Genomic DNA, 19,959 nt, shown 5'->3' with positions numbered 1-19,959 from the left:
ACTCCATGACCCAGGAACCAACCGCACCAGCCAGCAGCCGTCTCACCATCCTGCGGGACGGCGCCGACACCGCCGGCGACCTGCTGGAGATGGAAGCCCATTATCCGGCCCATTCCCCGCAGCCGCCAGCCCACTACCATCCCTACCAGGAGGAGCGGTTTCAGGTGTTGCAGGGCCGTTTTCGGGCCAGCATCAACGGCGTGGAGCGGGTTTACGAAAGCGGCGAGAGCTTCACCGTGCCGGCCAACACGCCCCACTGGATGCACAACATCGGCGACGGGGAAGGTCGCCTGTTGTGGCAGGTGCGCCCGGCCATGCGCACCCAGGCCTTTCTCGAAACCATGTGGGGCTTGCAGGCGGACGGCAAGACCAACGCCGGCGGGGTCCCCAACCTCTTGCAGTTGGCGGTAATCCTGCGGGCGTACGCCGACGAGTTCCGCGCCTGCAGCCCGCCCTATCCGGTCCAGCGCGTCCTCTTCGCCATCCTGGCGCCCATGGGCCGGCTGCTGGGCTACCGCCCCACTTATGATCGCACCGGCAAGGGAGCATGGTGATGGACCAACCTGCAGCCACCCTCCGCGTTCTGATCGCCGACGACCATCCCCTCTTCCGCGACGGCCTGAAGGCGCTGCTCCTCTCCGCACCGGACACCCAGGTGGTGGGCGAAGCGGCCAGCGGCCGGGAGGCCATCGCCCTGGCCGCCCAGCTCCGGCCCCAGGTCGTCCTCATGGACCTGCAGATGCCAGACATGGACGGCATCCAGGCCACGCGCCAGATCCTGGCCGCCAATCCCCAGATCAACGTCCTGATGGTGACCATGTTCGAGGACGACGAGTCGGTCTTTGCGGCCATGCGGGCCGGCGCGCGGGGCTATGTGCTCAAGGGCGCCCGCCGCGACGAGATGCTGCGGGCTATCCGCGCCGTGGGCAACGGCGAGGCCATCTTCAGCCCGGGCATCGCCGCGCGCATGATGGGCTTTTTCGCCACCGGTCGCCCGGCGGCTGCGGCCCCGGTCACAGCGGTAGATGACGCGGCCCTGGCCGAGCTGACCGAACGGGAACGGGAGGTGCTGGCCCTGATCGCGGCGGGCAAGACCAACGCGGAGATCGCCGCAGCCCTGACCATCAGCGTCAAGACCGTGCGCAACCACGTCTCCAACATCCTCAACAAGCTCCAGGTGGTGGACCGGGCCCAGGCGGCCCTGCGGGCGCGGGACGCGGGGTTGGGGTAATCCAGCAAGGTGCTCGCGACGGCCGCGCGGGTCGCTCTGCACACGGACGGGGTGCCCTGGTTTTGTGTCCCGTGCCATTCGGTGTTACCCTAATCAGGGACGGCGTTGCTGTCGGGCCTCTCCATCCGGTCAGCTCCCCAACCATTCCAGGCACCGACCTGGCTCCAGGCCGTTCCATCGTCCTGACATGAACTTGCCACAGACATAACCAAACCACCTCAAACAGATCGGGAGAGATGGATTCCATGAGCGAACAGACAGAATCCCTGGATCGGGTCATGCTCATCGCCGCGCACCCGGACGATCCAGAATTCGGCTGTGGGGGCACCATCGCCAAGTGGGCTGCGGCGGGCAAGGAGATCACCTACGTCCTCTTGACCAGCGGGGACAAGGGGAGCCGGGATCCCAACATTCGGCCGGGCCAGCTGGCCACCCGGCGGGAAGCCGAGCAGCGGGCTGCGGCTGCAGTGCTGGGGGTCAAGGAGGTGCTCTTCCTGCGCTACCCCGACGGCCTGCTGGAGAACACCCTCACCCTGCGCCACCAACTCGCGGCCATCATCCGTCGTCACAAGCCCCACATTTTGATGGCCATCGACCCCTGGCGTCACTACCAGCTCCACCCCGACCACCGGGCCGCAGGCCAGGCCGCGCTGGACGCGCTCTGGTCGGCCCGGGAATGGCACATCTTTGCCGAGCAGCTGGATGGGGACGAGGAGCCGTGGCGGGTGAAGGAGGCGTATCTCTTCTGGACAGACCAGCCGGACTACTACGAGGACATCAGCGAGACCATCGACAAGCGCATCGAGGCCCTGGCCTGCCACGTGAGCCAGGTGGGCACCGACCGGGAGAAACTGGCCGAACGCATCAAGGAACGCAGCCGCAAGACCGGGGAAGAGGCCGGCTGCGAGTACGCCGAAGCGTTCAAGCGGTTCAAATTTTAGTCTGGATTCAGATCATCCTGTAGCTGCTGAATCACCCAATTGAAGACAAGTGCGGCGGTATCCAACGCCGCACGTGCCTCTTCCTCAGTGACCGGCTCCCACACGCCAGGATATCGAGTCTCTACAGCATATTGGGTGAGCTGAATTGCAGCGTCTACAGCAGGCGGAATCGTCGCTCCATCTTTCTTTAGCAGGTCCAGCAAATATTCCAATACGTGGGTACGTGGAAAGACGATTCCCCGTTGAATCAAGAGGGCCTTGAGCGCTTTTTCTGCACATTGCTGGGCATGGAAACAGGCGTCTTCAAGCAGCACGCCTGATATTTCCAGGGCAGCCCGCCCTAATACCAGGTCCGAATGAGACCGCTCTAGCCAAGCATTTGGCGAATCAGGAGGCGGTCGGCCGGTCATACAGAATCCTTCCTTCGCGCAGAATGGGCCCATAGATCAGGCCCGGCGACTTTTGATGACGGCGGATTTGTTCCCGAGAGGCTACAATGACATCGATGGGAACTGGCAACCCCCGCAAGGCCTGACGCAGCCGAATACTTTCCTGGCGGGGGGCATCGATCCCTCGCCCAATGACCAACAGATCCAGATCACTGTCTGGGCTCGGGTTTCCTCGGGCATAAGAGCCGAAGAGGATGATTTGTTCTGGCTCGCTGATGGCAAGGATGCGGCGCACGATTTCATCGAGCAGATTCTGGAGCTGTCTTGTCTCCACCACTGCCTCCTTATATCCAGACACTTGCCGGTCTATTCAACTTCATGTAAAACCGGACGTGAATCTGGCCTGATAACCCACATGCGTACCCACCCACCAGTATAATTCCGGTAACCTGGAAGTCAAGCAGATCACCTACCCCCGAAATCCGGTACACGCCCTACTCAGGAGGAAGAATGAACGATCGCCCCAATGTGCTGGTCATCATGGTCGACCAGATGAAGGCAACGGCCAGCCACCTGTACGGGAACCCTTTCTGCACCACGCCCAACTTGCAACGGCTGGCCGAAGAGGGTGTGCGCTACGAGCATGCCTTCACCCCCCATCCGCTCTGCGTGCCGGCCCGCATCTCTTTCTGGACCGGCCAATATCCCCACAGCCACGGAGGCCGGCGCAACGAGACGCTGATGCCCGGGGGCGCGGTGCACGGCCCCCGCCTGTGGAAGGAGGCCGGCTACCACGTGGGGCTCATCGGCAAAAACCACTGCTTCGCCGAGCCCGACGATCTGGCCCTTTTCGATACCTGGTGCGAGATCTCCCACGGCGGCCTGCCGGCCAACCCCACCACCCGGGGAATGGCCTGGTTTCGCCCCCTGGAGGGCATCCGCGCCGCCCACGAGCTCCGCCGTACCCTGGTCCCCCAAAACCCACGCTTCGCCTACGGGACCTCGAACTTTCCCCTGGAAGACTATGGGACGGGCCTGATCGCGGGGCAAACGGTGCGCTTTCTGGAACAGCATCGGGCCGACCCCTTCGCGCTCTGGGTCTCCTTCCCCGATCCCCACGAGCCCTGGGTGGCGCCGGAACAGTACGCGGCCCTCTTCCCGCCCCACCAGATCCAGTTGCCTCCCTGGCGGGACGATGAGTTCGATGATCCCCGCGCGCCCGAGCGGAACCGGGTGCTGTACCAGATGCTGGGCGTCCGGCAGGATCGGCTGGAGGACCTCTACGGGCTGATGGCCGTCTACTACGGCATGGTGCGCTTCATCGACGACGCCGTGGGGCAGATCCTGGACGCGCTGGAAGCCCTGGGACTTCGGGAGAAGACCATCGTGGTCTTCTGCTCCGACCACGGCGACTTCATGGGCGAGCACGCCATGCAGTGCAAGGGCGGCGTCTTCTACGACTGCCTCACCCGGGTCCCCCTCCTGATCTCCTGGCCGGGCCAGATTCCGGCCGGCCGCCGGGACGACAGCCTGGTCAACCTGGTGGATGTGCTGCCCACCCTGCTGACCCTGCAGGGGCTGGACGTGCCCCCCACCGTACAGGGAGCTCCCCTGCCCACAGTCACCGACGCGCCTCCCCGGGACGCCGCCTTTGCCGAATATGGCGCCGGCGGCCCGCCCTTCCGCATGGCCGACCTGGAACGCTTTCCCCGGCCCTGGGGACGCCGCACCCTCATCGCCTCCCTGCAGTGGCGGGAGGCGGAGGGCCGCCGCAAGATGGTGCGCACCCGTCGCTGGAAGTACGTCCACGACCCCATGGGGGATCGGGACGAGCTCTACGACCTGGCCAACGACCCGTGGGAGCTGGTCAACGTGGTGGACGAACCCCAGCACCGGGATGTGCTGGCAGAGCTACGCCTGCGTCTGGCGGACTGGAGCATCTCCACCGAGGACGCCAGGCCGGTGCCCCTACCCGACCCAAAGCACTACTACGGTCTGGCGTAAATCCCACGGCAGAAATTCGGCGGCACTCCCCCCGGTGGATACGATCGCCGAATTTCTGCCGGGATTTACGACTCACTCACCCAAATCGCGCGTAATCCACCAGCTCGTCCAGGCTGCAGGTGGCCAGGCCGATCACGTGATCGGCGCCGCCGTAGTAGACGTACACGGTGCCATCGACCACGGGATTGGCGTTGCTGAAGACCACGTTGGGCACATCCCCCCGCAGCTCCCACAGCTCCTCGGGCCAGAAGATGGGCTCCTTGGGCCGGTTGATGACCCGGGTGGGATCTTCCAGATCCAGCAGGATGACGCCCAGCCGGTAGACCCGGGTCACGGTGCTGCCCTGGCCCAGGCTGTTGGCGCTGTCATGCACCTGGGTGGTGTAGCCGTGATTGAGGCAGAGCCAGCCGTGCTCGGTCTCGATGGGCACGCCGTTGCTGCCCACGCTGGTGGCATCCCACCAGTTGTCCGGCCGGGGGCCGTAGATGGGCGCCATCCATTCTTCCGGCCAGGTGCGCAGATCCTCGGAGTAGGCCAGCCAGACGTGGGGCCAGCGCCGGTGGAAGGCCGCATAGCGCCCCCCGATCTTGCGGGGGAAGAGCACATGGTCCTTGTTGTCCTCCCCCACCACCATGGGGCCGATGCGCTCCCAGGTGATCAGATTTTCGCTGCGGGCGATCATGGGCAGGATGCCGCCCCCCAGGTGGGTGGGTTCTCCCTGGCCCAAAAATTCCCGGCCGTAGGCAGTGTAGGTCATGTAGAAGGCATCATCCAGGGCCACCACTCGGGGATCCTCGATGCCCCGGGAGTCGGTCCCATCTGAAGGTGCCAGGACCGGTTCCCGCAGGCGGTTCCAGTGCACGCCATCCACGCTGACGGCATAGCCGATGCGGCTCACCCAATCTAGCCCCTGGGCCCGGTAATGCATGTGGAACAGGCCGTTGTGGTAGATGACCGACGGGTTGAAGACGTTGTAGCACTCCCAGGTGGAGGTCGGATCCGGGATCATCACCGGGCTCTGGGGGTGCCGCTGCAGGCGAAAGCTCATGGAATCGCTCCTTTTGATTTTGGCTCATCTACCACAAATGTGCGCTACCCACCCGGTTTCGCCGGACCAAACAGGTTCGCACACATTTGGGAGATGAGCTTTGATTTTTTTATCCTTTGAGGCCCGTGAGCATGACTCCTTCGATGAACTGGCGTTGGGCCAGGAAGAAGATCACCAGGATGGGCAGCGCGATGAGGGTGGACATGGCCATCAGCCAGTGCCACTTGGGGGCTTCGCTGGTCCCACCCACGAAGAAGAACATGCCCAGGGTCATGGTGTATTTGGGCAGGTCGTTGAGGTAGATCAACGGACCCAAAAAGTCGTTCCAGAAACCCTGAAAGCTGAAGATGCCCACGGCCAACAGGGCAGGCCGCACCAGGGGCAACATGATGCGGGTGAAGATCTGGAAGGTGTTGGCGCCGTCGATGCGGGCCGCCTCTTCCATCTCCAGGGGGACCGAGAGCATGAACTGGCGCATCAGGAAGATGAAGAAGGGCCCACCCCCAAACAGGGAGCCGATCACCAGGGGATCATAGGTGTTGATCAGGCCCAAGGTACGCCAGATGAGGAAGGCCGGGATCAGGGTCACCACGTAGGGCAACATCATGGTGGAGAGTAAGACGATGAAGAGCAGGTCCCGACCGGGAAAACGGTAGCGGGCAAAGCCATAGGCCACCAGCGCGGAGGTGAAGATGCTGGCCGCCATGCCCAACAGGGTAATAAAAAGGGTATTGAACAAAAACTGGGTAAAGGGCAGCGCGGTCCAGGCGTCCACGTAGTTGTGCCACTGGATCGGGTTGGGGATCCACTGGGGCGGGTCGGCGAAGACCTGGTCCAGGGGCTTCAGGGAACTGGAAAGCATCCAGGCGAAGGGAATCATGAGCACCACTGCGCCCAGGGTCACCACCGTGTACGCCACCACCTGCCCCACCAGCGTCCGACGCCGGCGGCTCTCCCGCCACGCCACCCCTCTCTGGGACATTGCCTGACCTGCCTGCGTCATCTGCGCCATACAAACACCTCACTTTGCCAGAATTGACTTTGCCGGGATTGACAGCCCACTCACCGAATTACCCAATCCCTACTTTCTCGTCGTCTCATAGTAGACCCACGCCTCAGACGAGCGGAAGATCAGCAGGGTCAGGCCCAGGATGATGGCGAAGAGGATCCAGGCCAGCGCGCTGGCGTAGCCCATGCGGAACTGCTGGAAGCCCGCCTGGTAGATCAGGATGTTCATGAACTTACCCGCAGCCGGGGTATAGCGGATGAAGGCCGCCACGGTGAAGATCTGGAGCGCGCCGATGATGCCCATGACCAGCTGGAGGAAGATCACCGGCGTGATCAGGGGGAGGGTTACCGCCCAGAAGCGCTGCCAGGCGTTGGCCCCGTCGATCTCCGCCACCTCCAGCAGGTGGCGAGGCACGTTTTTCAGCGCGCCCAGAAAGATCACCATGTTGGCCCCCGCGATGCCCCACAGGCTGATGATGATGAAGGCGGGCAACACAAAGCGCTCGTCGCCAAACCAGTTGGGCGGCGGCAGGTTGAACGGCCGCAACAGCGGGCGCAGGAAGTTGTTCAACAGCCCCGCGTCCGGGTTGAAGAGCCAGCGCCAGAGCAGCGCCGTGGCCACCGCCGGCACGATGGAGGGCAGGTAGTAGATGGTCCGGTAGATGCCCAGCCCCCGAATGTTGGTGCTGAGCAGGATGGCCACCAGCAGCGAGCCGGCCACGCCCAGGGGCACGCTCAGGAATGCATAGAGCACCGTAATGCGCAGCGCTGGCCAGAAGTCGATGTCCCGGCTGAAGATGCGGCCATAGTTTTCCAACCCCACCCATTGGGGCGGCTGCAGGACGTTGTACTCGGTGAAGCTCAGGTAGAGGGAGGCCAGGATGGGAAACGCGGTCCAGATCAGGAAGCCCAACAGCCAGGGCGTGATCAGGGTGTATCCGGTGGCTGCCTCCGCGCGCACCCCCAGCCGGGTCAACACCTGGTAGAGCACCAGCATGGTGACGCCGATCCCCACCGCGATGAACAGGTAGCGCAACAGGGTGGGCAGGTAGGCCTGGGAAAAGAGTTCAGGCATCATGGATATGCTCCTGGGAAGGGGACAGACCCGTGGGACCAGTCTGCCCCCTTCGCCGTCAACTGCTCCTTGTCCGATGCACCACCCAGCTGACGCCGGGCGGACCGTTACTGCCCGGCCTCGGCCAGGATCTCCTCCAGCAGCGGCCGCACCTCACCCGCCAGTTCCTCCGGCGTAGCGTTGCCCCGCACCAGGGGATCTACGTAGCGCTCGCCAAAGACGGTGGCCCACTGGGCGTAGCCGGGGAAGATGCGGGGCGCCCGCATGTGCTCCATGTTGGCGATGATGTTATCGGCCGAGATCTCCTTGTAGGGCGTGGCGGCCACGATACCCTCCCGGGTGGCCAGGGAGCGGCGCGGGGCCGGGACCTTCCAGTGGTGGATGGCCTCGGTCAGGTCCATGAAGGCCTCATAGGCCACGTCCGGGTTGGCGGTGTTGGCGTTGATGCTCATGCCGCCGATCCAGGCCCAGGTGTCCCGGCTGACGGGCCCCTGGGGCAGCAGGAAGGCCTTGATGCGCTTGCCCTCGGTGCGCTCGAAGTCGTCCGCCGCGCCGCCCATGAACATGGAGACGGTGCCGGCCTTCATCATCTCGCCGAAACCCCGCTCGCTGATCACCGACTGCTCCGGCGTGCAGCCGGACGCCACCAGGTCGGCCACGTACTGGGCGCCCTGGAGCGCCTCGGGCGTATCGATGGGCGACTGGGTGAGGTCCTCGCTGATGACTTCACCGCCGGCCTGCCAGATCCACATCTGCAGGGGCGGCCAGCCCGGCACGATGCTGAAACCGTACTGTTGCACCTCGGTGCGGTCGAAGTCGCTGTCGCCCGGGTGGTTGCCGTTGCTGTCCAGGGTCATGGCCACACAGGCTTCGGCAAAGTCGGCCCAGGTCCAATCGTTGACCTGATCCTCGCTGTAGCCGGCGGCCTCCAGGTGGTCCAGGTTGACGTAGAGCATCACCGGCATGGCGATCCAGGGCAGGCCGTAGTGCTTCCCCTGGTAGGTGTAGCGCTCCAGCGCGGCGGGGAAGTAGTCGGTCAGGTCCGCGGCCGGATGGTCGTCGTTCTCCAGGCGGTCGGTGATGTCCAGCAATGCACCTCGGGCCGCAAAGTCGGGCAGGTGCTCCTGGTCCATCCACATGAGGTCGGCCGCGGTACCGGCCGCCACGGTGGTCTGGAGCTTGGTCCAATACTCGGCCGGGCTGGACTCCTGGATGATCTCATAGGTCTCAGAGGCAGCGTTCAGCTCGTCCAGGATGGCCTGGAGCTCGTTGGCCTCGTCCACGCCGGCCCAGGTGGCCAGCTTGATCTGGACCTTGCCTTCGCCGGCAGAAGAGGCAGGAGCCTGTCCTCCCGGTGCCACGGGCGCTGCCGGACAGCCAGCCAGGAACAGGGCCACGGCCACCAGCCAGATGAGGGAACGTAGGGTTCGGATGTTCATGGGGATTCTCCTTGGTTCTTGTGAACGAAAAGGAAAACGAAAATGGAATTTGGACAGGGTGGCCGTACCGAAAGGGGTACGGCGGCGTTCTGTTGCAACCACGCCAAGTCAAGCGCACAGACAGGTCGCCCCTGGCCATGCATGGGCCAGGGGTGGGCAGAGGCCTACGATGCGCCTGGGCAGCCGCAGGAGGCCCGCACGATCAGCTGGGTGGCCACCATGCTGCGGATGGGCACTTCTTCCGGTTGTTCCATCAATGTCACCAGACGCCGTGCGGCCACCGCGCCCATCTGCCGCTTGGGAATCTTGACCGTGGTCAGGGGTGGGTCCGCATGGGTGGCCCACTCGATGTCGTCGAAACCCACCACGGCCAGATCCCGGGGCACAACCCGGCCTGCTTCCCGGGCGGCGCGCATGGCGCCGATGGCCATGGAGTCGTTGACTGCGAAGACAGCGGTCAGATGGGGGTGGCGCTCCAGCGCCGTTTGCATGGCCCGGTAGCCACTGTCGATGGTGGTCTCCGCCTCGTGAACCTCCAGCGGAGCCAGGCCCTTCTCGGCCATGGCCCGACAATATCCCTGGTAGCGGGCCCGGTTGGAAGGCCAGTCCAGGGGCCCGGTCAATACAGCCACCTGCCGATGGCCGTGCTCCAGCAAGTGGGCCGTGGCCGCGTACCCGCCGGCCTCGTCCTCGCTGAGGACGCAGTCCACGGGGGTGTGGGGCAGGGCGTTGTCCACCAGCACCAGAGGCAGCTTTTGGGCGCGCAGGGCCAGAATGTGGCGTGCAGGAATTTCGGGGCCGGCCAGGATGGCGCCGTCGATCCGTTGCTCCCGCAGCAGGGGCAGGCCGGGCAGATCGGCCAGTTGCTCCGGCGAGAGGGCCGCCACGATCAGGTAATAGCCGTGGTGGGTCAGCTCCTGTTGGGCGCCCAGCAGGATGCGCTGGTAGAAGTAGTCTGCATCCAGGGGCAGGGCCCGGTGGACGGTCAAAAAGGCCGCGGTGCGGGTCTGGGTGGTGGCCAGGCCCCGGGCCGCGCCGTGGGGGGCGTAGTTGAGCTTCTCGCTCATCTCCAGGATGCGCCGCCGGGTTTCCGCGCCCACCCCGGGCTGGTCGTTCAGGGCCCGGGAGACGGTAGCCACCGAGACGCCCAGCGCCCTGGCAATTTCCTTCATGGTCGCTGCCTGTTTTTTTTCAGAGGATGATTCGCTCACGGGCCAGGAAACAGAGAGATGAACAAAGATTGGATGAACGAAAATTCAACGTAAACGCTTACGTTCATTATTCCTCAAAGGAAGCCTGTTTGTCAAATTCGACTTGTCAGGGGTATCGTTTAAGCTGCCGTAGGAGCGGCATCCCACAGGACAACACACACAGAGGAGGAACAGAGGAAATGGGCATCTATTACGACCTGGGCCGGCCGGTGGTCGGCGGTTGGATGGGGGGGCCGTGGCTTTCCCATGACCCGGTACGGGGCCTGGACCTGATCTGGGGGGGTGAGTTTGGGCAGGAGGGCGCCGTCCTCTTCGCGGTGGACGCGGACAGCGGCGCCCTGGTGGAGCAGCACCCCATCGGCGCCCGGGAATTTTCCCTGGTGGTGGATCCAGCTGATGGCCGGGTCTGGATTCAGACTTACCACGGCCTGAACCAGCCGGGCAACCTGCTGTTGTCGTGGCACCCGGAAACGCGCCGGGTGATCTCCCATGGCTTCCCCCCCTTGAGCGGCGAACGCTTTGTGGGCGCGATCCTGGGAGAGGAAGGTCGGGTCTACATCGGCACCCATCCCCACGGCCATCTGGTCAGCTTCGACCCGGTCACCGAAAGCTGGCAGGACCATGGCTGTCAGGCGCCCGAGCCCATCGTCCCCGGCCAGCAGATCTGGTGCCGCCCCCAGGGTGTCAGCCAGGAAGGGGCCATCGTCTGTACCATCGTGCGCACCCGGCCCGGCCAGCACATCGCCTTTCACCCGGCCACCGGCCAGCGCCAGGTGCTGGAGGAGCTGCCATCCCTGGTGCCCACCTCCACCGGCGTCCACCGGGAGATCCAGGCGAATCTCTACCGCCGCGCCTACACAGTGGACGGCGTCACCCGCACCTTCCAGTACGAGCCGTCGGTCGCCACCGACATCGTAGGGCTGAACAAGGGGCCGGACGGCTGCATCTACGGCAGCACCATCATCTCCATGCACCTCTTCCGCTTCGATCCAAACAGCCGCCGGCTGGAAGACCTGGGCCGGGTGGGCTTCGGCAACGGCGAGATCTATGACGTCATCGCCCACGGCAACCGGCTCTACATGGGCAGCTACACAGGCGCCTACTGGGCCGTCTATGACCCGACCCGCCCCTGGAACCCCCGGCCGGAGGTGCAGGGGCAGGCACCCGACGCCAATCCGCGCCTCATCGGCCAGCTCGGCCAGCAGATGAACCGGCCCTTCGAGTACGCGGTGGGGCCGGATGACCGCATCTACATCGCCTGCCGGGCCGACTACGGCGTCACCGGCGGCGGCCTGGGACGCTATGACCCGGCCACCGATGCCCTCCATGTCTTCCGGGACGAAGCCCAGAGCGTCCAGAGTGTGGCCGCCGACGACCGCTTCGTCTACGGCGGCACCAGCATCAGCGGCGGCCGGGGATGCATCGACCCCACCACCCAGGGCAAGCTCTTCCTCTTTGACCCGGCGGCGGAACGGCGCGTCTTCGAGTGCATCCCGATTTCGGAGGCCATCGCTGTCACCTCCCTGGCGGTGAGCCCGGCTACCGGCCTGGTCTACGGCAGTACCGACACCGGCCACCTCTTCGCCTTCGACCGGGAGGAGCGGCAGGTGGTGCGGCACTGGCAGCTACGCAGCCGGGGCACGCCCCTCATGGGCGTGCCCGAGACCTATGGCATCATCCACCTGACGGCCGGCAGCGATGGGGACATCTACGGCGTCACCCAGCGGGATCTCTTCAAGCTGGATGTGAGCACCGACCGCATCGTCTACCTGGATCCGCCACCCATCCCCGACCTGTACCAGATTGTGGAGGGGCGGCCCGGGGTCTTCTACGTGGGCGCGCGGGGACATCTGCTGGAGTATCACCTGAAGGACACGCCCCATTACCGGTAGAAAACACCCCCGCGCCCCAGGGGCGTCCCTGGGCGCGGGGGTAGCAGCCACATTCGCCACGGCCGCCGATGGCCCACCAACCGCCACGACGCGCCAACGGCTTCTCCCTCGGGAGGGAAGGGGTTGGGTGAGGGTTACCCAGCCTCGCCTTCCAGCGCCCGGGCCATGCGATAGTTGCCGGCCATCAACCCGCCGTCCACGTTGAGCACCGCGCCGGTGATCCAGGCCGCGTCGTCGGAGGCCAGGAAGAGTACCGCCTTGGCCACGTCCTCCGGCCGGCCCACCCGGCCCAGGGGATACCAGGCGGCCAGCCGCTCCAGGATCTGGGGATCCCGGTCCAGGCGAGACTGCCAGATGGGGGTGTGGATGGTGCCGGGGCAGATGACGTTGGCCCGGACGTTGTGCTGGCCGTACTTTACCGCCATGTTCTGGGTCAGGTTGATGACGCCGGCTTTGGCCGCGCTGTAGGCCTCCTCGCCCAGGCCCGTCAGCCCGTTGACCGAGGCAATGTTGACGATGGCTCCCTGGCGCTGCCGGATCATGTGGGGCAGCACCGCCCGGGAGCAGAGGTAGACGCTCTTCAGGACCACGTTCAGGTTGCGGTCCCAGGTGGCTTCGTCGATGGTCAGGATATCGTCCCCTTCGGCGATGGCCGCGTTGTTCACCAGGATGTCCACCTGGCCAAAGGTGTCCAGCGCTCGGGTCACCATCAGGTCCACCGCCGCGGCCTGGGAGACATCCACCTGGACGCCCAGGGCCGTACCGCCCTGGGCCGTGATCCCGTCGGCGGTCTCTCGGGCTCGGGCCTCATGCAGGTCGGCCGCGACCACCCGGGCGCCCTCCGCGGCCAACAGCTCGGCCGTCGCCCGGCCGATGCCCGAGCCGCCGCCGGTCACAATGGCCACGCGATTTTCCAATTTCATCTCATCCCTCCGGCTTTCATTGCCCTTTTTCTATCCACGGATGACACAGATATGGTCAGATTCAGCCTGGGTCGGCATCGGAGGATTTCGAATCATGGCTCTACTGCACAAAGGCCAAATGAGGACGCTGACCCACGCAGATGAACGCTGATTCGGGTGATTCTCCCCTGCGCTTCTTTGCGCCTTTGCGTCTTTGCGTTCAAACATGCCCTTTTTGCAGGGGAGTCAATCATTCTTCCGGCACCAGGGCGATGCAGTCCACCGCGATGTCAGACTGGCCGATCTTGGAATGGACGGTGGTGCGGGCCGGGTACGGCTCCGTCACATACTGGCTGTAGACCTCGTTCATGACGGCAAAGTCCTTGAAATCGGCCAGGTAGACGGTGACCTTGACGGCATGGGCCCAGGAGGTGCCGGCTGCCTCCAGCAGGACGGTGACGTTGTCGAAGACCTGCCGGGCCTGCTCCCGGAAGTCCCGGGCCCGGATCTCTCCTGTCTCCGGGTCGAAGGGGCCCTGGGCCGAGACATAGACCATGGGCCCCTGGGCCACGATGGCCGGGGTGTAGGGTCCTTTGGGCTTCGCGCCCTTTTCGCTGAAGATGGGTTTTCGCATCATGCTGCTCCTGTCGATTTTTCTGTGTGGGTTGGGGTTTCAGACTCCGTCGAGGCGGAGCGGGCAGCATCCAGGACCCGAAAGTCGCCGATCTTCTCGAAGACCTTGATCACCGCGGCGTCGTCCAGGCGGCCGAAGCCGGCTGCCGCCGCCATCATGAAGAGCTGGTGCGCCACGGCTGAAAGGAAGAGGGGCGAGCGGGTCTCTTTGCCCGCCGCCAGCACCAGGTCCAGGTCCTTCACCCAGATGTCCACCGCGCTGTGGGGCGTGTAGTCGTCGGCCAGGACATGGGGCATGCGATTCTGGAACATGAAGGACGCGCCGGCGCTGTTGCAGATGACCTGGTAAATCTGGTGGGGATCGATACCGGCCCGCGCGCCAAAGGCCATGGCCTCCGCGGCTGCGGCGATGTGGACGCCGGCCAGGATCTGGTTCACCAGCTTCATGGTGGAGCCCTGGCCCGGCTCGTCACCCATGCGGTAGACGTGCTCGGCCAGCGCGTCCAGCACAGGGGCGGCCTTTTCAAACGCGGACGACGGTCCCGAGGCCATGATGCTGAGCCGGCCCTCTGCGGCCCGGGCGGTGCCGCCGCTCACGGGTGCGTCCAGCATCTCCAGGCCCATGGCGGCCAGGCGCTGGGCCGTCTGGCGGGCGAAGGTCGGCTGCACGGTGCTGCAGAGAAGCACCACCGCGCCCGGCGGCAGATGGCTGGCGGCCTGTCCCGTCCCGAAGAGGACGTCTTCCGCCTGTTCGGCGTTGACCACCATGACGATGAACAGCGGGGCACCCCGGGCGGCGTCTGCCACGCTTTCCACCCCGCGGCCGCCGGCCTCCTGAAAGCGGCGCACCGCGTCGGGGTTGATGTCGTAGCCCTGGACGGTGAAGCCGGCCCGCAGCAGGGAACAGGCCATGCCCAGGCCCATGGCGCCCAGGCCCACAAAGCCGACGGTGATTTCGGTCCCCTTGGTCATGCGCTTCCTCCTGGTTGGTAGAGTCTGATGTCGATCGCCGTCCCTTCGCCCACCTGGGCCTGGGAACAGCGGGCGGGCACGGGGGCCCGCCCCTACGGGGCTGCCTGCGACCTGCGTTCAAAGGGTATGGACCTCCACCAGGCGGTCCGGCTCTGCTGCCGCGGCCAGGGGGTTGCGCAGGGGCCGGCCGAAGTCGGGCGCGGCGATCTCAAACACATCCCCCGGCCGGGCCTGGACGCCAGCAGCAAAGCTCAGGGTGGCGGTGCCAAAGTAGTGGCAGTGGACATCGCCCGGACGGCGGAAGGCCCGGTACTTGAAATGGTGGTGTTCGATGTTGGCGATGGAGTGGGTCATGTTGGCCTCGCCGGTTAAAAAGGGCGCAGACCAAAGCTCCTGACCCTCCCGCAGGATGCGGACGGTTCCCTGGATGTCGGCGGGCGGTTCGCCCAGCAACACCTCCGGCCCGAAGGAAGAGTTGCGCAGCTTGGAGTGGGCCAGGTAGAGGTAGTTCTGCTTCTCCAGGACATGGTCAGAAAACTCGTTGCCCAGGGCAAAGCCCACCCGCAACACCTGTCCATCGTCACCGATGACGTAGAGGCCCACCAGCTCGGGCTCCTCGCCGCCGTCCAGGGCAAAGGCGGGCAGCTCCAGGGGCTGTTCGGGCGGGACCAGCCAGCTGCCGTCCCCTTTGTAGAACCACTCGGGCTGGACGCCGATCTCGCCCGGGCCGGGCTTCCCCCCTTCCAACCCCAGCTTGAACATCTTCATGGAGTCGGTCAGCTCCTGATCGCCGCTCAATTTGGCGTGCATGGCATCCCGGGCCTGGGCGCTGCCCAGATGATCCAGGCCCGTACCCGACAGGATGCAGTGGGCGGGGTCGGGATGATCCAGGGGGGGCAGCAGGCGCTTCTCAGCGATGACCCGATCGTAGTCTTCGGGGGCGTCCTCCTGCCGCGCCTGAACCAGGGTGGCCAGGCGCACGCCGGCCCGGTGGGCCTCCAGGGCCAGGTCCCGCAAGTATGCTACCTCTCGCAACGGGTGTAGGGTACGGCCATCGTCGCCCACCCGGGCCACCCGGCGCCCCCCCTGGGCATCCACAAATTGAACCAGTCGCATGGGCTCTGCTCCTCGTGGCTGGGAATGGAACAAGAATTCTCCTCTTGGAATCGCTCATTGAAATCGCTGACCCCACTGTAGCAACCGCCTGATGGACCAGATCGAAAAATCTGTGTCCATCAGGCGGCGGCTCCGTCCTCCGCCAGCCCCCACCAGCGGGCATAGATCCCGGCCATCTTCTCCAGCTGGTCGATGGCGACCCACTCCTGAGCAGCGTGGGCCTGGTCGATGGAGCCGGGTCCCATAACCACCGTTTCTCCGGGCAGATCCTTGTAGGCCCAGGCGTTGGTACCGTAGGGCGCCACCGCGGGTTGGTGGCCGGACCAGGCGGCCAGTTGCCGAATCCAGGGCGCATCGGGAGGCTGGAGGAAGGCGTCCATCTCCCGCAGCCGCTGAATTTCCACGGGCAGGGGAGTGGCAGACTGGGCCAGGGCGTAGAGCTCGTCTATGAGGTGAGATGGGGACTCTCCATCCAGGACTCGTCGATCCACGCCCAGGCGACAGCGATCGGGTACCACGTTGATGCCCGTGCCGCCCTGGATCTGGGCCACGGTGAGGTTGGCCCGTCCCAGGGCCGTGGGAGGCAAAGTCTGCAGGCGTTCGTGCTCCGCCTGGTAGGCCAGGACGATGCGGGCAGCCGCGACCACGGCGTTTTTGCCCCGCTCGGGTTGGGAGGTGTGGGCAGCCTCGCCGTGGACGGTGAGCTCGAAGCGGGCCACGCCCTTGTGGCCGTGGACCGGCACGCAGCCGGTGGGCTCGGCCACCATGAGCTGGTGGATCACCAGGCCCTGTCGCTGGATCCAGGCGGCAAAGGCGGGCGCGCCGGTGGCGCCGAACTCCTCATCCACCGTGGCGCCGATGAGGAGGTTGGGCTCCGGCTGTATGCCCCGCCGGTCCATCTCCTCCAGCAGGGCCAGGGCAATGGCCAGGGAGGCCTTGGTGTCCACGGCGCCCCGCCCCCAGACCCGGCCGTCCCGAATCGCGCCGCTGAAGGGGTCGTCGTCCATCTGCTCCACGCCGACTGTGTCGGTGTGGACATCCAGGGCAGCCCAGCGGTCGGTGCGTCCGCTCCAGAGGGCGTAGACGCTGGGCCGGCCGGGCTGGACCTCTTCCACGGTGACCTGGCCGCCGAACTGCTGGAACCATTCGGCCAGACGTTCGGCCAGGCGGGCCTCGCCGGCGGGGCCGTGGGCCAGGGCTTTGGGGCCGGCCTGCACCGGCGTGACGCTGGGGATCTGGACCAGGCGGCTGAGCCATGCCGCGAGGGCAGGGGCAGGGATCATGGGGTCAGGTCTCCTTGTGGTAAATGGCGGGGGTCAAAAGTGTCAAGCAACCCGGATACGATCCGCAGATACCTTAATCTTATAGGAGCAGGCCCACTTTGCCAAAGACCGGCACCGCCCCAGATGCCCCACGCAGATGAACGCCGATAGTAGCCATCCTCACTAAGATTAGACATCATATTTGACATCGTATACGACTTCTCATAACATGTTTGCGGATAGCACATCTAGAGGATCATGACGATACAGGGAAGGAGGCATTGGGTGGCTCGCTACCCTCTGAATTTGCCCGTACAGTTGAAACAAGAAGCTGAAGCCTGGGCCGCCCGCCAGGGAGTTTCTCTCAACCAATTTATCCTGTGGGCGGTTTCCGAAAAGATAGGGGCGCTCAACCAGCAGCTTGACGATCTGCGGTTTCCCCACATCACCTATCGACGCGGAGCCAGCGGCCAACCCCAGCCGGTCCTGCATGGCAGCGGCATTCGGGTGCAGACGATTGTCATTGCGGCGTATCATTGGGGGTGGACGCCGGAACAGATCGCGGCGGAATATGATCTAAGGGTCGATCTGGTGCAGGAGGCCCTGGCCTTCTACACAGCCCATCGCCAGGAGATCGACTTGAACATTGCCGCTGAAAACGCGCTGGCGGATCAGGATGCCTAAACCACGTTTGCATCTAGACGCTGATGCCGCCATCAAGGCGTTGCAGCAGGCGCTGTTGCAGCGAGGACATGACGTCACCCGGACACCGACCCCATGGATGCCGTTAGATGCCAGTGACGAGGCCCAACTGCTCGGCGCCACCGCGCAGGGACGTGTGATTTTCACCTTCAATATTCGCGACTACCTGGAGCTGGCCCAGCGTTACCCATACCACCGGGGCATCGTGCTGGCGGCTCAGAGCCGGTGGAATCTTTCCCAATTGATCGCTGCCCTGGATCGAATGCTGTCGGAAACGGAGGCCGACGAGTGGATCGGACAGGTGCGCTGGCTCGGCCAGTGGCGGGTGCCATAGCAGCCTGCCTCGCAGGGTCTGCGCCAGCCGGGTTTGACCCAGGAGCCCGGCGACGGCATTCCGGCGACTGACCCCTGTTTTCCCCTGTTTTCATCCGTGTTGACACCCGCCACGGGCCATCGGTATAATGGTTGTGGTCCCACAGGATTTTGCCCATCAACCATCAGGGGAACTGACAGGGTTCCCCACCGTGCTTCCCACGAGCTGCTTCTGAGCCGTGCTGCTCCCCCTTGGTGCACGGGCCAGACAGCCGTACGGCCCGAATCGTTGATGCTGGATTCCTGCTTCTGTCCTTTGCTTCCATCCTTTCCGCATTCACCAAACCTTTGCCAGCAGGTCATCAAAAACCGTACCCAAGAACCAAGAGGAGGCTACCCCATGTCACAGCAGATCCGCAGACTGTCCCGGCGTGCGTTTTTGCAGTGGACCGGCGCCGGCACCGCGCTGGCCCTGGCGGCCTGTGCGCCGGCCACGGTCCAGAGCCCGGGCACCGGCGAGCAGGCCCCGGCCCAGGCCAAAACCCTGGAGTTTTGGATGTGGAACACCTTTGCGCCCCCGGCGGATGAGATCATGGAACAGAAGCTGCGGGAGTGGGCGGCAGCCAACAACGTGACCATCGAAATTTCGCGCGATAGCGACGGCAACCAGCAGACCAAGGTGATGCCCGCGCTGGAGGCGGGCACCCTGCCCGATGCCCTGTTCGTGGGCTCGGGGCCGGCCCTCCTGATGATGGATGCCGGCGGCACCCGGGAACTGACCGACCTCTTTGCCGAGATTGGCGAGGCCCACGGGGGATGGCTGCCCAAGCTCACCGAATACGTCACCCGCGAGGGTGAGGTCCACTTCCTGCCCTACTCCATCGACACCCCCATGGTCCAGTACCGCCAGGACATCTTCGAAGAAGCGGGCATTCAGGTGCCTGAAGGCCAGTGGACCTGGCAAGAGACCCGGGATCTTTGCCTGCAGGCCCAGCAGTTCACCGAAGAGCAGGGCAAGAAGATGGTGGGCTGGGGCTTCGGCGTGGTCAAGCAACAGCACGATGGTTGGTGCCACGACCTCTTCCGCAACATGGGGGCAGATCTCTGGGACGAGACCGGCCAGAACATCATCCTGGCCGAGCAACACATGGAAGAGGCCACCAAAGCCCTCAACTTTGCCAAGGAAGCGTGGGACATGGGCCTCTTCCCGGATGACGCTGCCTCCTGGGACTGGTCCTCCAACAACAAGGCTTACCAGGAAGATCAGGCCATCCTGGTGATCAACGCCGCCTCCATCTACGTCTGGGCGACCCAGAACAAGCCGGAGCTGGCCGAGGTCACCGGCCTGGCGCCCAAGCCCAAGGATGTGCGGGACACCACCAACGCCGGGCTGCGCTACACGGTGGTGATGACCAAGGATGTCCGGGACGAGGCGACCACCCTCGATCTCATCCGCGCCCTCTACGACAAGGAGATCTATGCGCCCTGGCTGGAGGCCGGCTTCGTGGCCAATGTACTGCACGAGTACGACGACCTGCCCATGTGGACGGGCAAGCGGGCCCAGTTCAACCTGGCGGCCCAGTTGGGCGTCTACGGCGGCTACCCGGCCCCCTACGACAACGCGGCCATGGCCGACCTGCTGGGGCCCAACGACCCCATCGGCACCATGACGGTGCGGGTGCTGCTGGATGGGTGGACGCCGGAAGAGGCGATCCTGGAAGCGGACCAGTTCTCCAAAGACGTGTTCCGTCGGTACTTCTAATTCGTCCCGCCGGGCGGGCCTCTGTGCCCGCCCGACTTCGCCAGGCCCGAAAGGACGCCG

At 65.0% G+C, this 19,959-nt stretch carries 20 protein-coding genes; 8 read left to right on the top strand and 12 right to left on the bottom strand.

Annotated features, from left to right (window positions below; all coding sequences use genetic code 11):
- The first annotated feature begins 5 nt into the window (after nucleotides 1-5).
- From FKZ61_RS17195 to FKZ61_RS17185, 3 genes are all read left to right on the top strand, one after another.
- The gene (locus FKZ61_RS17195; protein WP_141611363.1) at nucleotides 6-554 is read left to right on the top strand and encodes a cupin domain-containing protein; all 549 of its coding nucleotides are present in this window, start codon (nucleotides 6-8) and stop codon (nucleotides 552-554) included.
- On the top strand, nucleotides 554-1,231 hold the full coding sequence (locus tag FKZ61_RS17190; protein ID WP_141611362.1) for a response regulator: 678 nt from the start codon (nucleotides 554-556) through the stop codon (nucleotides 1,229-1,231). The genes FKZ61_RS17195 and FKZ61_RS17190 overlap by 1 nt, the downstream gene beginning before the upstream one ends.
- Nucleotides 1,232-1,476: 245 nt before the next feature.
- Nucleotides 1,477-2,172 (top strand): PIG-L deacetylase family protein, encoded by a 696-nt coding sequence (locus FKZ61_RS17185; protein ID WP_170199886.1) that lies wholly within the window; start codon nucleotides 1,477-1,479, stop codon nucleotides 2,170-2,172.
- Here FKZ61_RS17185 and FKZ61_RS17180 read toward each other — a convergent pair.
- Nucleotides 2,169-2,582, bottom strand: coding sequence for a HEPN domain-containing protein (locus tag FKZ61_RS17180; RefSeq protein WP_141611360.1), 414 nt, complete (start codon nucleotides 2,580-2,582; stop codon nucleotides 2,169-2,171). The genes FKZ61_RS17185 and FKZ61_RS17180 overlap by 4 nt on opposite strands.
- Nucleotides 2,560-2,895 (bottom strand): nucleotidyltransferase domain-containing protein, encoded by a 336-nt coding sequence (locus FKZ61_RS17175; RefSeq protein ID WP_170199884.1) that lies wholly within the window; start codon nucleotides 2,893-2,895, stop codon nucleotides 2,560-2,562. The genes FKZ61_RS17180 and FKZ61_RS17175 overlap by 23 nt, the downstream gene beginning before the upstream one ends.
- A gap of 176 nt (nucleotides 2,896-3,071) precedes the next feature.
- Here FKZ61_RS17175 and FKZ61_RS17170 point away from each other — a divergent pair, with 176 nt between their 5' ends.
- Entirely contained in the window at nucleotides 3,072-4,565 is a 1,494-nt protein-coding gene (locus FKZ61_RS17170) for a sulfatase-like hydrolase/transferase (protein WP_141611358.1), read from the top strand.
- A 76-nt stretch (nucleotides 4,566-4,641) separates the two neighbouring features.
- Here FKZ61_RS17170 and FKZ61_RS17165 read toward each other — a convergent pair whose 3' ends face one another.
- The 5 genes from FKZ61_RS17165 to FKZ61_RS17145 all read right to left on the bottom strand — a co-directional run bounded on the left by FKZ61_RS17165 (nucleotide 4,642) and on the right by FKZ61_RS17145 (nucleotide 10,307).
- Entirely contained in the window at nucleotides 4,642-5,613 is a 972-nt protein-coding gene (locus tag FKZ61_RS17165; RefSeq protein ID WP_141611357.1) for a glycoside hydrolase family 130 protein, read from the bottom strand.
- 109 nt (nucleotides 5,614-5,722) lie between these two features.
- Entirely contained in the window at nucleotides 5,723-6,595 is an 873-nt protein-coding gene (locus FKZ61_RS17160; protein ID WP_141611356.1) for a carbohydrate ABC transporter permease, read from the bottom strand.
- 99 nt (nucleotides 6,596-6,694) lie between these two features.
- The gene (locus FKZ61_RS17155; RefSeq protein WP_229964299.1) at nucleotides 6,695-7,699 is read right to left on the bottom strand and encodes a carbohydrate ABC transporter permease; all 1,005 of its coding nucleotides are present in this window, start codon (nucleotides 7,697-7,699) and stop codon (nucleotides 6,695-6,697) included.
- A gap of 104 nt (nucleotides 7,700-7,803) precedes the next feature.
- Nucleotides 7,804-9,135: an ABC transporter substrate-binding protein gene (locus FKZ61_RS17150; protein WP_141611355.1), complete on the bottom strand. Its 1,332-nt coding sequence runs from the start codon at nucleotides 9,133-9,135 to the stop codon at nucleotides 7,804-7,806.
- Nucleotides 9,136-9,299: 164 nt separating this feature from the next.
- Nucleotides 9,300-10,307, bottom strand: a complete 1,008-nt coding sequence (locus FKZ61_RS17145; RefSeq protein ID WP_141611354.1) for a LacI family DNA-binding transcriptional regulator — start codon at nucleotides 10,305-10,307, stop codon at nucleotides 9,300-9,302.
- Between the two features lie 218 nt (nucleotides 10,308-10,525).
- Here FKZ61_RS17145 and FKZ61_RS17140 point away from each other — a divergent pair, with 218 nt between their 5' ends.
- Nucleotides 10,526-12,238, top strand: coding sequence for a PQQ-like beta-propeller repeat protein (locus FKZ61_RS17140; protein ID WP_141611353.1), 1,713 nt, complete (start codon nucleotides 10,526-10,528; stop codon nucleotides 12,236-12,238).
- Between the two features lie 134 nt (nucleotides 12,239-12,372).
- On the opposite strand, the gene FKZ61_RS17135 is transcribed toward FKZ61_RS17140, so the two are convergent.
- The 5 genes from FKZ61_RS17135 to FKZ61_RS17115 form a co-directional block, all read right to left on the bottom strand.
- Entirely contained in the window at nucleotides 12,373-13,161 is a 789-nt protein-coding gene (locus tag FKZ61_RS17135; protein ID WP_141611352.1) for an SDR family NAD(P)-dependent oxidoreductase, read from the bottom strand.
- 229 nt (nucleotides 13,162-13,390) lie between these two features.
- Nucleotides 13,391-13,777: a RidA family protein gene (locus FKZ61_RS17130; protein ID WP_141611351.1), complete on the bottom strand. Its 387-nt coding sequence runs from the start codon at nucleotides 13,775-13,777 to the stop codon at nucleotides 13,391-13,393.
- Nucleotides 13,774-14,745, bottom strand: a complete 972-nt coding sequence (ltnD, locus tag FKZ61_RS17125) for an L-threonate dehydrogenase (RefSeq protein ID WP_141611350.1) — start codon at nucleotides 14,743-14,745, stop codon at nucleotides 13,774-13,776. The genes FKZ61_RS17130 and ltnD overlap by 4 nt, the downstream gene beginning before the upstream one ends.
- A 117-nt stretch (nucleotides 14,746-14,862) precedes the next feature.
- Nucleotides 14,863-15,861 carry an AraD1 family protein gene (gene araD1 / locus FKZ61_RS17120; protein WP_141611349.1) on the bottom strand — a complete coding sequence of 333 codons (999 nt, stop codon included), beginning with the start codon at nucleotides 15,859-15,861 and terminating at the stop codon, nucleotides 14,863-14,865.
- Between the two features lie 119 nt (nucleotides 15,862-15,980).
- Entirely contained in the window at nucleotides 15,981-17,144 is a 1,164-nt protein-coding gene (locus FKZ61_RS17115) for a M20 family metallopeptidase (protein WP_141611348.1), read from the bottom strand.
- A 237-nt stretch (nucleotides 17,145-17,381) separates the two neighbouring features.
- Here FKZ61_RS17115 and FKZ61_RS17110 point away from each other — a divergent pair, with 237 nt between their 5' ends.
- From FKZ61_RS17110 to FKZ61_RS17100, 3 genes are all read left to right on the top strand, one after another.
- Nucleotides 17,382-17,807: a DUF433 domain-containing protein gene (locus tag FKZ61_RS17110; protein WP_211358609.1), complete on the top strand. Its 426-nt coding sequence runs from the start codon at nucleotides 17,382-17,384 to the stop codon at nucleotides 17,805-17,807.
- On the top strand, nucleotides 17,800-18,159 hold the full coding sequence (locus tag FKZ61_RS17105; protein WP_141611347.1) for a DUF5615 family PIN-like protein: 360 nt from the start codon (nucleotides 17,800-17,802) through the stop codon (nucleotides 18,157-18,159). The genes FKZ61_RS17110 and FKZ61_RS17105 overlap by 8 nt, the downstream gene beginning before the upstream one ends.
- Before the next feature lie 378 nt (nucleotides 18,160-18,537).
- A complete protein-coding gene (locus tag FKZ61_RS17100; protein ID WP_170199882.1) occupies nucleotides 18,538-19,899 on the top strand; it encodes an ABC transporter substrate-binding protein in 1,362 nt (453 codons plus the stop codon).
- The last annotated feature ends 60 nt before the right edge of the window (nucleotides 19,900-19,959 follow it).

The organism is Litorilinea aerophila, from assembly GCF_006569185.2.
Classification (GTDB): domain Bacteria; phylum Chloroflexota; class Anaerolineae; order Caldilineales; family Caldilineaceae; genus Litorilinea; species Litorilinea aerophila.
The sequence above is the reverse complement of the archived record's forward strand: the minus strand, read 5'-3'. Positions and strand labels throughout refer to the sequence as shown.

Coding starts and splice junctions, on each gene's coding strand:
- FKZ61_RS17100 (WP_170199882.1), top strand. CDS start 18,538: ATGTCACAGCAGATCCGCAGACTGTCCCGGCGTGCGTTTTTGCAGTGG.
- FKZ61_RS17140 (WP_141611353.1), top strand. CDS start 10,526: ATGGGCATCTATTACGACCTGGGCCGGCCGGTGGTCGGCGGTTGGATG.
- FKZ61_RS17145 (WP_141611354.1), bottom strand. CDS start 10,307: ATGAAGGAAATTGCCAGGGCGCTGGGCGTCTCGGTGGCTACCGTCTCC.
- FKZ61_RS17195 (WP_141611363.1), top strand. CDS start 6: ATGACCCAGGAACCAACCGCACCAGCCAGCAGCCGTCTCACCATCCTG.
- FKZ61_RS17180 (WP_141611360.1), bottom strand. CDS start 2,582: ATGACCGGCCGACCGCCTCCTGATTCGCCAAATGCTTGGCTAGAGCGG.
- FKZ61_RS17110 (WP_211358609.1), top strand. CDS start 17,382: ATGACGATACAGGGAAGGAGGCATTGGGTGGCTCGCTACCCTCTGAAT.
- FKZ61_RS17155 (WP_229964299.1), bottom strand. CDS start 7,699: ATGATGCCTGAACTCTTTTCCCAGGCCTACCTGCCCACCCTGTTGCGC.
- FKZ61_RS17130 (WP_141611351.1), bottom strand. CDS start 13,777: ATGATGCGAAAACCCATCTTCAGCGAAAAGGGCGCGAAGCCCAAAGGA.
- FKZ61_RS17150 (WP_141611355.1), bottom strand. CDS start 9,135: ATGAACATCCGAACCCTACGTTCCCTCATCTGGCTGGTGGCCGTGGCC.
- FKZ61_RS17115 (WP_141611348.1), bottom strand. CDS start 17,144: ATGATCCCTGCCCCTGCCCTCGCGGCATGGCTCAGCCGCCTGGTCCAG.
- ltnD (WP_141611350.1), bottom strand. CDS start 14,745: ATGACCAAGGGGACCGAAATCACCGTCGGCTTTGTGGGCCTGGGCGCC.
- FKZ61_RS17185 (WP_170199886.1), top strand. CDS start 1,477: ATGAGCGAACAGACAGAATCCCTGGATCGGGTCATGCTCATCGCCGCG.
- FKZ61_RS17160 (WP_141611356.1), bottom strand. CDS start 6,595: ATGTCCCAGAGAGGGGTGGCGTGGCGGGAGAGCCGCCGGCGTCGGACG.
- FKZ61_RS17190 (WP_141611362.1), top strand. CDS start 554: ATGGACCAACCTGCAGCCACCCTCCGCGTTCTGATCGCCGACGACCAT.
- FKZ61_RS17105 (WP_141611347.1), top strand. CDS start 17,800: ATGCCTAAACCACGTTTGCATCTAGACGCTGATGCCGCCATCAAGGCG.
- FKZ61_RS17170 (WP_141611358.1), top strand. CDS start 3,072: ATGAACGATCGCCCCAATGTGCTGGTCATCATGGTCGACCAGATGAAG.
- FKZ61_RS17135 (WP_141611352.1), bottom strand. CDS start 13,161: ATGAAATTGGAAAATCGCGTGGCCATTGTGACCGGCGGCGGCTCGGGC.
- araD1 (WP_141611349.1), bottom strand. CDS start 15,861: ATGCGACTGGTTCAATTTGTGGATGCCCAGGGGGGGCGCCGGGTGGCC.
- FKZ61_RS17165 (WP_141611357.1), bottom strand. CDS start 5,613: ATGAGCTTTCGCCTGCAGCGGCACCCCCAGAGCCCGGTGATGATCCCG.